We start from the raw sequence: 11534 nt of genomic DNA on the forward strand, positions 1-11534 counted from the left end.
GCCCATGGAGCGCGTGGCGCTGGATCCGCGTCCGGACTGGCAAGCCAGGGCCGAGGCGGTCGGCTTCACCTGGCATCACGACTCCGGCGAACGCTACTGGGACGAAAGCGCCGCCTACGCCCTCACCCTGAGCGAGGTGGAGGAGGGGCTGGAGGGGCCGACGTCCGAGCTGCACCAGATGTGTCTGGACGTGGTCGACGAGGCCTGCGGGTCCGAACGGCTGATGGAGCTTCTGCAGATCCCCGCGGCGTCGCGCGACTATGTCGCCGACAGCTGGTCGCGGGGCGAGCCCTCGCTGTACGGGCGGTTCGACTTCGCCTTCGACGGCGCGGGGCCGGCCAAGCTTTATGAATACAACGCCGACACTCCGACCAGCGTCTTCGAGACGGCCGTCTTCCAGTGGCTGTGGCTGGAGGACCGGATCGCCGACGGCGCCCTGCCGGCCGAGGCGGACCAGTTCAACAGCCTGCATGAGAAGCTGGTCGACCGGTTCCGGGCGATCTTTCCCGACGGCGGCTTCGTGCACTTCTCCTCCGACCCGGAGTTCGTCGAGGACCGCCAGACCGTGCGCTTTTTGGAGGACCTCGCCCGCCAGGCGGGTCTGGACCCCCGGTTCGTGGCGATCGACCAGATCGGGCTGAACGCCGACGGCCGCTTCGTCGACGACGAGAACTGGCTGATCCAGGCCCTGTTCAAGCTCTATTCCTGGGAGCAGATGCTGCGGGACGACTACGCCGAACCCCTGCCGGGGGCCGGGGTGACCGTGCTGGAGCCGGCCTGGAAGGCGCTGCTGTCCAACAAGGGGCTGCTGCCGCTGCTGTGGGAGCGTCATCGCGGACATCCCAATCTGCTGGCGGCCTACTTCGAAAGCGACCCGGCGCATGCGTCCCTGGGCGACGCCTATGTGCGCAAGCCGCTTTTCTCACGGGAAGGGGCGAACATCTCGATCGTGGAGGGCGCGGTCCGCGAGGAGGGGCTCGACGGCGGCTATGGAGACGGGCCGCACATCCGTCAGGCGCTCCACGCGCCGCCGCGCTTCGACGGCCAGCACGTCATCGTGGGCTCCTGGGTGGTGGGCGATGCGCCCGCGGGCGTCGCCCTGCGCGAGGACCCCGGCCGCATCACGCGCAACACGTCACGCTTCGTGCCGCACTTCATCCGGCCCTAGGCCGGTGCCCCGCAGGCACGGCCGCTGACCGCCCGCGGTGTGGCGCGGTGGGCGGGTCACGCCTGGACCCTTCGTCTCAGGGGCGCGGCCCCCTCGCATAGGGTCCCAGGCCCGTGGCGATCTCGGCCATGAAGGCGCGATGCGCCTCCCGGCTGGTCATGATCTCGCTGGCGCGCTCCTCGGTGACCCGGGCGTTCGCCAGCCTCTCCATGAGGCGATGCTGATCGTGGGGGCGGGTGGGAAAGGCGTCCTGCTGCATGTCACGTCTCCGGTTGCCGACCCGGAGACAGGCATACGCGCCGCTCCTGACTGCGGCCAGACTAAAAGTTCTTCTTTTGTTCTGTTTCTGTGGATGGGAGTGTGGAGCCCGTTCCAGCCGGATGGAGGGGCAGGCGACACTGGACGAGCCGACGGGGAGCCGGATCACGCCTGTCGATCGGGAGCCGGCCCGGCGGCCTGAAAGGATGAGGGAAGGCGGGAGAGCGGGTGCTCCACGTCCGGAGCGGCAAGGAGACTGTCATGTCCCGTCCAGCATCCACACAGCACACCCTGAGGCCCGCCGCGGAGGATCGCCCTCGCTCGCCGAAATCCGTCGCCCAGCCCCTGTCGGCGCTCGACGACGCCGCCCTGCTGGCCCTGTGGCTGCGCCGCTGGGAGCCGGATCCGGAGGGCGCCGCCGCCCGGCTGGTCGCCCGCTTCGACGGGCTCGGCGGCGCGGTCGGGGCGGATCGCCCGGCCCTGGCGCGGGCCGCTGCGCTGTCGGAAGCCGCGCTGGAGGATGTGGTCCTGTTGCGGGAGCTGGCGGCGCGGCTGGCGCGGGAGGCGGCCGCAAGACGGCCGGTGATCGGCGCCTGGAGCGCCCTGCAGGCCTATGCGCGCACGCTCCAGGCGAATGCGCCACGGGAGCAGTTCCGCGTGCTGTTCCTCGATCATCGCAACCATCTGATGGTCGACGAGATCCTGGCGGAGGGCAGCGTGAGCCATGCCCCGGTTTACCCCCGTGAAGTGGTCCGGTTCGCCCTCGAAATCTCCGCCTCGTCGATGATCCTGGTGCACAATCATCCGTCCGGCGATCCCTCGCCGTCCCAGGCCGACATCGCCATGACGCGGCAGGTGGTGGAGGCGGCCCGGGCGCTCGGCCTGCAGGTGCACGATCATATCATCGTCGGCCGGAACGGCACGGCCAGCTTCCGCGCCCTGGGCCTGATGTGAGGCCGCCATGTCCCTGAGAGTTCTCGTGGCCGCCCTGGGCGGCGATCTCTACGCCGGGGGCGCGCGCGCCAGCGTGCCCGCGCCCGGCCACAGTCCGGCCGACCGGTCGGTCTCCCTTCTCCTGAGCGGAGACCGGGTGGTGATCCACAGCTTCGGCGGGGCGGCCTGGACCGAGGTCCGGGACCATCTGGTCGCGGCCGGCCTGATCGACCGCGCCGGACGGATCACCGGTTCAGCGGCCACGGGGCGGGCGGCCCAGGTCCGGGCCGCGCCCGCCGCCGCCGTCCGCCTGGCGGCGGCGCGCCGGCTGTGGGCCGAGGCGGGCCCCCTCACGCCCGCGACCCTGTCGAGCCGCCATCTGGCCGGCCGGGCGATCGGACGCGACCCCGCCGGGATCGCCGCGCTGCGCCATCATCCGGCGGCCCCCCGATCGGTCTATCGGGCCGGCGGTCCCGGCCAGGCGGCCCTGGTGGCGGCCGTTTGCACGCCCGACGGCGGCCTGACGGCGGTGGAGGTCACCTATCTGGCGCCGGGCGGCCGGCGGGACGCGCGGCTGCGCCTGTCGCGAAAGACGGTGGGTCTCGTGCCGGCCGGATCGGCGGTGCGGCTGGACCCGCCCGGAGCGGCCCTTCTGGTCGCGGAGGGGGTGATGACCGCCCTGTCGGCGGGCGAGCGGTTCGGCCTTCCCGCCTGGGCCCTGGGCTCGGCCGGCAATCTCGCGGTCTGGCGCGCGCCTGACGGGGTGGGGCGGGTGCTGATCGCCGCCGATCCCGGGGCTGCGGGCGAGGCCGCGGCCGCCCGGCTGGCGCGGGGGCTGGGGGCTCAGGGCGTCGAGGCCGAGGTGGCGCTGCCGCCGGCGGGGGCCGGCGACTGGAACGCGCTGGCGGTGTCGGAAAGGCGAAGGGAAGGGGGCTGAAGGGCGCCGGTTCGGCGGGGATGGTCCCGGCCGCCGGCGGGAGACTTCCAAATGCCCCGTTCCTCTTTAGCCGCCCGCGCGGCGCCCAGTCCGTCCGAAGCCGCCGCCGCGCGGCCCCGCCGGACGGTCCCCCTGGGCGATCTCGACATCGCGCCGGAGAATCTGCGCGCCGGCGAGGCCGCCGATGCGGAGGTGCCGCTCTTGGCGGACGCTCTCTTCGCGGCGGGCCAGCTCCAGGCCCTCACCGTCCGGCCGGGCCGACGCCGGGAGACGCCCTGGATGGCGCTCGACGGCCGCCGCCGGCTGCTGGCCCTGCGGCTGCTGGCCGACCAGGGCCGGATCGAGGCGAGCCATCCGGTGGAGGTGATCGTGGAGACCGATCCGGTGCGCCAGGCCGCGGCCGTGGTCCTGACCAACACCGCCGCGCCCGTCCATGTGGCGGACGTCATCGCCGCCATCGGCCGGATGCTGAAGTCCCGGCTCGGGGTTCCCGTCATCGCCCGGGCGCTCGGCTATGGCGAAACGGAGGTGAAGCGCCTGGCCGCGCTCTCGGCCCTGCCGGAGACGGCGCTCCAGGCGCTCAGGGCGGGCCGGATGACGCTGCGCCAGGCCCGGCTGCTGGCCCGGCTCAAGGATCCGGAGGCTCAGGCCGAGTTCGCCCAGGCGGCGCTGGACGGCCAGGGCTTCCCGGACTGGCGTGTCAATGAGCGGCTGGACGCGGGCCAGGTGGACGCGTCGGATCCCCGCTGCGGCCTGGTGACGCCGCAGGCCTATGCGGCGGCCGGCGGGGCGATCGAGACCGACCTGTTCGACGAGCGGCCGCCGGTGCTGCGGGATCCGGCGCGGCTGACCGACCTCTGGACGGCGCGGGCGCAAGCGATCGCCGCGCCGTTCGAGGCCGAGGGCCTGACGGTGCATGTGGCGCCGGGCGAGCCGCCCGAGCTCCCCGACGACCTGGAGACGGCCGGCTATGTGTATCGCGGCCGGCTGGGGGCGGAGGAGATGGCGGACTATCGCCGCGCGCAGGCGTCGCGGGACGCCGCGGCCGAGGCCGTGGCGGCGCTGCTGGAGGAGGGCGCCGATCCCGAGACCGTGGACGACGCTCTCGCCGGCCTGATCCAGGCCGGACTGGCGATGGACCAGATCGCCCTGGGCGGACGCGTGGCCACCGTCCTTGTCTTCCATCCGTCGCTGCGGGAGGGGCTGAGGGTTCGCGCCTACGCCCCGGTCGAGCCGGAGGCGGCGGCGGAGGTTGAGGCCGGCGAGACTGACGGTGCGCCCGAGCCGGCGGCGCCCCGGTTCGAACCGCCGCGCGTCGAGGCGCCCGAGCCGGACGTCGAGGGGGTGGGGCACGCCCTGCACCGGCTGAGAACGGAGGTGGCGACCCGCGGGCTCATCCGCGCCCTGGCCGACGATCCCCGTACGGCGATGACCGCCCTGATCGCGCGGCTGTTCGGCCTGATTGTCGGCGGCGCCGCCCGGCCGCGCAGCCAGGCCGCCCTGTCGATGACGGCGACGCGGTTCGACCCGCGCGCCGGGCGGGTGATCGAGGCGCTGGACGGCGTCGTGCGGCAACGCCTGGACGCGCGGCAGGCGGCCTGGGAGGCGTCCGGCCTCACCCTGCTGCGCTGGATCCACGAACTGGAGGAGGCGGATCGGCTCGGCCTGCTCGGCGAGCTGACGGCCCTGACCCTGGACCTCGTCGAGGACCGCACGAGCCTCATCCGCCGTGAGGCGCGGGCGGATGCGGTCGAACTGGCCGAGCTGTCGGGGGCCGAACTGTCGCGCCACTGGACGCCCGACGCCGTCTTCCTGAAGGCGCACAGCAAGGCCCAGCTGCTGGAGATGCTGGCGGCCATGGGCAAGGCGGCGCCCCAGGCGGGCGCTCTGCTCAAGGCGGATCTGGTGACCCTGGTCGAGGCCACGGCGGCTGCGCGGGGGTGGATTCCCACGGCCCTGTCCTGGGCCGCGCCGGCGGCGGGCGACGAGGGCGATGAGGCCGCGTCCGCGCCCGAGGCGGGGTCGGAGACCGAGCCCGGGTCGGAAAGCACGACCGGGCCGGACCTCGACGAGGGGCGGGGTGGTCTCGTCGTGACGCCCCAGGGCGAGGCCGCCCTGGAGGGCGCTGCGGCCTGACACCGGCTTCGGAAGGTCGTCGCGCGAAGGCGCGGCGACCTCTTGGCGTAGGCCGCCGGGATTCCCTGCCAGGGTCGAGCGCGCAGCCGGGCGAAAGGCGGAAGGAGGAAGGGAGGCCAGGGGCGAGGCGGGAACGGGAGATCGGCTCCAGGGCGTCTCGGATCACAAGGAGATGGATATGCAGACCATGGTGTTCACCGGCCGGCTGTCGGCCGACCCCCAGATCAGCGAGGACTTCGCGAAGGCGGTGTTCCGGCTGATCGAGAAGCGCGGCGTGGACGCGGCCGGCAAGCCCCGGCTGGTCGGCGTCAACTGCGTCAGCTGGTCGAAGGGCCTCAACGAAAAGGTGGTGGCGCCGGGCCTGGCGCGCGGCTGCGAAGCCGTCGTCACCGGCGTCTTCGTCGACACCCAGTACGAGACCCGGGACGGCCAGGCCCGCGCCGCCAAGGAACTGGTGGTCAACCGGCTGACCGTCCTGGACTGGGCCCAGGATCGGGAGGCGGAGCACGCGGCCGCCGGGACGCCGCCCGAGGCTGCACCCGCTTCGGTTCGTCCCCGCCGCCGCCGCGCCGCCCAGGCGGCCTGACCCGCACCATCATCAATCCCAGGAGACAGATCATGCAGACCTTCATCGTGGAGGGCTTTCTGGCCGCAGACCCTTCGGTGCTCTCGGCCCAGGGCTCAGGCCGCAAGCGCGCCAGTTTCCGGCTGGTGGAGACCACCCGCTTCCGCAAGGCCGACGGCCAGCCGGGCGAACGCACGACCGGCTTCAACTGCGTCTGCTTCAATGAGCGTACGGCCGAAGCCTATATCGGCGCCTTCGCCCGCAAGGGCACGCGGGCGGTCGTCCAGGGCCACGTCGAGAACGACAGCTGGACCGGCAAGGACGGGGTGGAGCACTACGACCTCCGTCTGATCGTCAGCGACATCCGGCTCAAGAACCGCCGCGAGCCCCGGGTCGAAGGGGGCGAAGTGACGGTGGACGGGCCGCAGCCGGACGCCGGCCAGGACCTTCAGGACGACATCCCGTTCTGAAGATGGACCAGGGACTAGGCAGGGACAGCCCCGACGCGAGCGCGCCGGGCTGTTTCCATGCGTGCCGGGGGGAAGGTGGGAGGAAGGGCGGAGCGGGGCGGGCCGATCGGGCCCGGTGAGCTGGAGCCCCGCCATGACCGCGACCGTCTGGACCAAAGACCGCGTAAACCGTCTGCGCCGCCTGTGGCGCGACGGCTGGACCGCCGCTCAGATCGCGGCCGAGTTCGGCCCCTCCATCAGCCGCAGCGCCGTGCTGGGCAAGGTGCACCGGCTGGGCCTGTCGGCGGACCGGCCTCGCCGGTCGGGCAGGCCGCAGGCGATGGGACGTCCGGCGGCGGAAGCGGCTGCGGCGGCTCGCCGGCCAGGTGAGGCATTGGCGGCCGGCTCGGGAGGCTCCAAGCGCCGGAGCCGTCCTGAGGCGGGGTTGTCGCCGCGCCCTCCGCAAACGGCCGACCTGCCGTCCGGCGGCCTGGGCCTTCTGGATCTGAGGCGGGGCCAGTGCCGCTGGCCCTATGGGCCGGACCGGGGGGTGACGACCTTTTGTGGAAGGCCCGTGTCGCGGGGCGCCTATTGCCGCGGTCACGCCGGGGTCGGCTACAGCACCCTGGGCATGACCCAGCCGTCGCTCTTGGCTCTCGCCGGTCTCGAAGGCGACGACCTCTTGGACTTTCGGCGGCATCTCGCCCTAGGCTCGACGCCGGAGGACGCCTGATGCGCGGATACACCCTTGCTCTTACGGGATTGGCCCTTGCCGGACTGGCCCTTGCCGGATGCGAGCGGCCTGTTCCTGATAGCGAGGTGGCCACCCTCTATCGGCAGTCCGTGGTGGGAATGGAACGCGTCCATTTGGCGACGTTCGACGCCAGGGACGGCCGAAACTTCAACTGGCTGAATTGCTCCGCGACGGCTGAATCCCTGAATGCTCACGACGGCACCCTCGTCCCCTATTGGTGCGAGCAGGGTCGGGTCAGGCCCTAGTCGGCTTTCAGGAAGCTCGCCCACGGCGCGCCGCCTGCGGGCAGACGGCTGAGCGGGCACAGCGCCGACGGCGATGCGCCGTCGGAGGCGGGCCGGAGCCGAGGGTCCGAGGTCGCTCTCGGCGCAAGCCACGCGCCGAACGGGGTCGGCGTCGCCAGGGCGACGCCGACGAGCCCCCACACAACGCCCTCCGATCCTGTCACGCCACCCCGGAAGTCAACGGCTGCGCCGTTCCCCTCCACGCCGGGCAGGGCCCGGCGCTCCGGTGACTGCCGGGGACCCCGGCGTCGTCAGGAGCGGGGTCGTTGCGCATGGGGCGCACGGCAGTCTCAAGGAACTGCGCTCATGACCTTCATCACCCACTCGACCCCGGCCACCAAGACCGGGTCCGCCTTCGACGACCTGGCCGCATCGCTGGCCGAAGAGCGTCCCTATCCGACCGAAGACGCCTTGGTTCAGTTCGGGCGCGCGATCATGACCGAACTGGTCGATCTGCTTTCGGGCACGGCGCTCGAGGATCACCAGACCATGCTCGGTGAGTCCCTCATCGGCGCCTTCCATTCGGCGGCGGGGCGGATCGAGCGGGACGCCGACCGCGCCCGTGACCGGATGCGGGCCCTGGACCGCGACTTCGACGGGTCGGAGGCGGCGGACACGGAGCTGCAGGAGGCGACGGCCCGAGCCCACGGCGCGGACGTGGCGGCGCGGGCGAGTGAACTGATCCGGGACGCGGCGGCGCAGGCCTGGACCGTATCGACCGGCGAAGTCTGGACGGCCTGGCGCGGATCGCGGCGCGGCGCCCACCTCACCGCCGCCCAGCTGGAGGCCAAGCAGGCCATCCGAGCGGTGCGCAGTCGGAAAGCCGGAGAGGCCGATCCGGGCGGGCCGGTGGTCGCCTTCCGGGGCGCGCCGACAGCGGACAGCGCCGAGGATGCGGGCCGGATCTTCGACGCCCTGAACTGGGCCCGGACCCAGTGGCCGGACATGGCCCTGGCCACGACCGGGGCGAAGGGATCGGAGAAGCTGGCCATCCGCTGGGCCCAGCAGAAGGGGGTGACCCTGATCCTGGCCCGGGCGGACTTCGACAGCCACGGCAAAGCGGCGCCGTTCCGGGCCAATGACGATCTGATCGCGCTCGAACCCGAGGTCTGCCTCACCCTGGCCCAGTCGGTGGCCGAGGCGCGGTCGGACTACCGGCCGTTCGGACCGGCGCTGAACTTCGGTCAGAAGGCGAGGGACAACGGGATGCGTCACCTCCCGATCCGCGCGCGCTAGACGCGACGACGGCGTTTGAACCTGCAACCCGCTCGGCTTCGGCCGGGCGGGTTTCGTTTTGTTGGCGGGGGCTCTTCGGACGATGCGCGGGGGTTTGATCGGTGTTGATGACCTTTGATCGGAGGCGGCGGGAATCTGCGTTTGGGGCTGGAGGGCAAGATAAAAAGGGGCGCCTGCGGCGGCTCCGTTTGTCTAGTCTCGTCAGACGTTTGGAGCGCGTGAGGATCCCCGCCGGCGACGTGCGGCGACCTGTGGAGGCCGGGGCCGCGCGCAGGGTCTGGAGGCAGCCGTGCTGGTGGGCGACGCGATCCGTTCGAGACTGGAGAGCCTGCCTGCGGTCGAGCCGGCGGAAGGACCGCTCGCGCGTCTGCCCGACCGGCTGAAGAGCGACCGGACCGGGGTGCGGACGGCGATGATGATGCGGCTGGCGGCCTCGCGACTGTTCGCCTTGGGCGACCGCAAGGGCTGCCTCAGCGCGGCGGCGAAACGGTCTGGCCGGGGGTTCAGGCTCGACGTGCGGCAACGGGTGATCGTCAAGGCGCTGGTGTCCCGACACAGCGGCAAGGGCGGCCAGCGGGGCGCGGCCCTCGCCAAACACCTCCTCTATCTGGGTCGGGACGGCGCGGGCGAGGAGGAGAGCCGGGCGGTCTTCTTCGATGCGGGTGGTGACCGGGTCGACCCGCGCGCCGAGACGGCGGGATGGAGCCGGGACCGGCATCATTTCCGGTTCATCGTCTCGCCCGAACACGGCGACCGGATCACCGATCTCAGGGGCTATGTACGCGACGTGATGCAGCGGGTGGGCGCCGACCTGGGCGAGCCGGAGTTGAGGTGGCTGGCGACCTGCCATTACGACACCGACCAGCCCCACGCTCATGTCCTGGTGCGCGGACGGCGGGGCGACGGACGGGACCTGGTGATCCCGCGCGACTACATCGCCTACGGCTTCCGGGCGCGCGCCCAGGAGGCGGCGCAGGAGCGGCTGGGCGATCTGTCGAGGGGCGACGCCGAGCGGCGGGTCTGGCGCGAGACCCAGGCCGATCGGTTCACCGGGCTGGATCGCCGGCTGCTCGCCGCGCGGGATGAGCACGGTCTGGTCCCGGACGGGGTGGGCGTCGGGGACAGCTGGGCGGCCCTGACCAGAGGCCGGCTCCGTCACCTCGAGGCGCTGGGCCTGGCTGAGCGTCACGGGCGCGGATACCGCCTTGCGGACGGATTGGAAGGGACGCTGCGGGGGCTCCAGCTTCGCAGCGACATCATCCGAACGATGAACCAGCGCCGGCTGGAAGCGGGACGGGCGGTCCGGACCCTGGGGCAGGACCGCGTGCGGGGGACGGTGGTGAAGACCGGCTTCCATGACGAGGCGGGCGCCTCGCCCTGGGTGATCGTCCGCGAGGCGAGCGGCGACGAGGTCTTCGCGCGGCTGGGGACGGGCGCGGCCCTGCCCAGGGTCGGGCAGGCGGCGGAGCTGGACCTGGGCGCGCGGGGGGCGGCGCTGGTGCGGCTTGGCCGGGACGCGGGACTGTCGCGGTAGACTCGGGTCCTCCGGCCGCGCGTCGCGGGTTCGGCGTCGGCCGTGGTGGCACGCCAGAAGCGGTCGTCTGGATCGGGGCGTTCTGTGGGTTCTTCCACGTCAGGCCTTGCGCATGTTCACGTTTTGATCTCATCAAGGCGAATGGGCGCGGCCGCATACAAGGGTGATGAGACAACGGGCTTCCAGAGCCCCGCGCAGGATCATGTCGAGGCTGTCCCCGATCTCGCCGACCTGCTCGAACTTCGCCGACCGCAGCGCTTCGCCGTTCGGGTGAAGGGGGAGGGGCTCCGGGTGCGGGGCATCCACGGCGGGGATATCCTCGTCGTGAACACCGACGCCGAGCCCCGGTCCGGCAAGGTGTGCGTGGCCTTCCTGCACGGGGATGTGGTGCTGGCCGTCCTGACCGAGAAGGACGGTCACTGGTGGCTGGAGCCGTCCAACCAGCCCGCTCAGCCGGTGAGCGACGACACCGAGGTCTGGGCGATGATCGCGGCGCTCGTGCGCACGAATGTCTGATGTTCGGACTGATCGACGGCAATAATTTCTACGTCAGCTGCGAGCGGGCTTTTGACCCGACCCTGATCGGCAGGCCGGTGATTGTGCTGTCCAACAATGACGGCTGCGCCATCGCCCGGTCGGCCGAGGCCAAGGCGCTGGGGATCAAGATGGGGGAGGTGTGGCACCTGTCGCGCCGCAAGCCCGAGTACCGGGAGGTGATCGCCAAGAGCAGCAACTACGCCCTCTATGGCGACATGAGCCGACGGGTGTTCGAGGTGCTGAGTGATCATTTCGCCCGGGTCGAACCCTACAGCATCGACGAGATGTTCCTGGACCTGACGGCCTTCGCTCGGGTGGATTACTGCCGCCGCGTCCGCGACCGCGTGCGACGGATCACCAAGATCCCGACCTGCATCGGCATCGGCCCGACCAAGACCCTGGCCAAGCTGGCGAACAAGCACGCCAAGACGGCGACCGGGGTGTCCGACTTCAGCGACCTGGAGGTGCGGCGCGAGGCCTTCGCCTCCATGCCCATCAGCGAAATCTGGGGCGTGGGGCGCGCCCATCAGGCGAGGCTCAACGACCTGGGCGTCGTCACGGTCGGGCAATTCGCCGCCCTGCCGTCGGCCTCCGTGCGCAAGCTGATGACCGTGACCGGCCAGCGCACCCACGCCGAACTCAACGGGCTGTCCTGCCTGCCGCTCACTTTGGCTCCGCAGCAGCGGCAGACTGTGGCGGTCACCCGCATGTTCGGTCGGCTGGTCGAGACCTGGGCGGAGATG

The 11534-nt window shown here is 72.1% G+C and carries 12 protein-coding genes; 11 read left to right on the forward strand and 1 reads right to left on the reverse strand.

Annotation, left to right across the window (positions count from 1 at the left end; genetic code table 11):
• The first annotated feature begins 4 nt into the window (after positions 1–4).
• Positions 5–1168, forward strand: a complete 1164-nt coding sequence (locus ACK4I0_RS01460; RefSeq protein ID WP_409607271.1) for a glutathionylspermidine synthase family protein — start codon at positions 5–7, stop codon at positions 1166–1168.
• A gap of 76 nt (positions 1169–1244) precedes the next feature.
• Here ACK4I0_RS01460 and ACK4I0_RS01465 read toward each other — a convergent pair whose 3' ends face one another.
• A complete protein-coding gene (locus ACK4I0_RS01465; RefSeq protein WP_409607273.1) occupies positions 1245–1427 on the reverse strand; it encodes a hypothetical protein in 183 nt (60 codons plus the stop codon).
• Positions 1428–1687: 260 nt separating this feature from the next.
• Here ACK4I0_RS01465 and ACK4I0_RS01470 point away from each other — a divergent pair, with 260 nt between their 5' ends.
• The 10 genes from ACK4I0_RS01470 to ACK4I0_RS01515 form a co-directional block, all read left to right on the forward strand.
• Positions 1688–2380: a RadC family protein gene (locus ACK4I0_RS01470; protein ID WP_409607275.1), complete on the forward strand. Its 693-nt coding sequence runs from the start codon at positions 1688–1690 to the stop codon at positions 2378–2380.
• Between the two features lie 7 nt (positions 2381–2387).
• Positions 2388–3296 carry a toprim domain-containing protein gene (locus tag ACK4I0_RS01475; protein ID WP_409607277.1) on the forward strand — a complete coding sequence of 303 codons (909 nt, stop codon included), beginning with the start codon at positions 2388–2390 and terminating at the stop codon, positions 3294–3296.
• Positions 3297–3347: 51 nt separating this feature from the next.
• Positions 3348–5432 (forward strand): chromosome partitioning protein ParB, encoded by a 2085-nt coding sequence (locus ACK4I0_RS01480; protein WP_409607279.1) that lies wholly within the window; start codon positions 3348–3350, stop codon positions 5430–5432.
• 178 nt (positions 5433–5610) lie between these two features.
• Complete coding sequence (locus ACK4I0_RS01485) at positions 5611–6018, forward strand: single-stranded DNA-binding protein (protein WP_409607281.1); 408 nt, start codon at positions 5611–5613, stop codon at positions 6016–6018.
• A 32-nt stretch (positions 6019–6050) separates the two neighbouring features.
• The gene (locus ACK4I0_RS01490) at positions 6051–6467 is read left to right on the forward strand and encodes a single-stranded DNA-binding protein (RefSeq protein WP_409607283.1); all 417 of its coding nucleotides are present in this window, start codon (positions 6051–6053) and stop codon (positions 6465–6467) included.
• A gap of 133 nt (positions 6468–6600) precedes the next feature.
• Complete coding sequence (locus ACK4I0_RS01495; protein WP_409607285.1) at positions 6601–7179, forward strand: GcrA family cell cycle regulator; 579 nt, start codon at positions 6601–6603, stop codon at positions 7177–7179.
• Between the two features lie 611 nt (positions 7180–7790).
• The gene (locus ACK4I0_RS01500) at positions 7791–8720 is read left to right on the forward strand and encodes a DUF2493 domain-containing protein (protein ID WP_409607287.1); all 930 of its coding nucleotides are present in this window, start codon (positions 7791–7793) and stop codon (positions 8718–8720) included.
• 289 nt (positions 8721–9009) lie between these two features.
• Entirely contained in the window at positions 9010–10254 is a 1245-nt protein-coding gene (locus ACK4I0_RS01505; protein ID WP_409607289.1) for a DUF3363 domain-containing protein, read from the forward strand.
• Between the two features lie 141 nt (positions 10255–10395).
• Positions 10396–10770 carry a LexA family protein gene (locus ACK4I0_RS01510; RefSeq protein WP_409607291.1) on the forward strand — a complete coding sequence of 125 codons (375 nt, stop codon included), beginning with the start codon at positions 10396–10398 and terminating at the stop codon, positions 10768–10770.
• The coding region (locus ACK4I0_RS01515) for a Y-family DNA polymerase (protein ID WP_409607293.1) at positions 10770–11534 on the forward strand (765 nt) is incomplete at its 3' end. The genes ACK4I0_RS01510 and ACK4I0_RS01515, both read left to right, overlap by 1 nt.

It is taken from the genome of Brevundimonas sp. (genome assembly GCF_046295775.1).
Taxonomy (GTDB): Bacteria; Pseudomonadota; Alphaproteobacteria; order Caulobacterales; family Caulobacteraceae; genus Brevundimonas.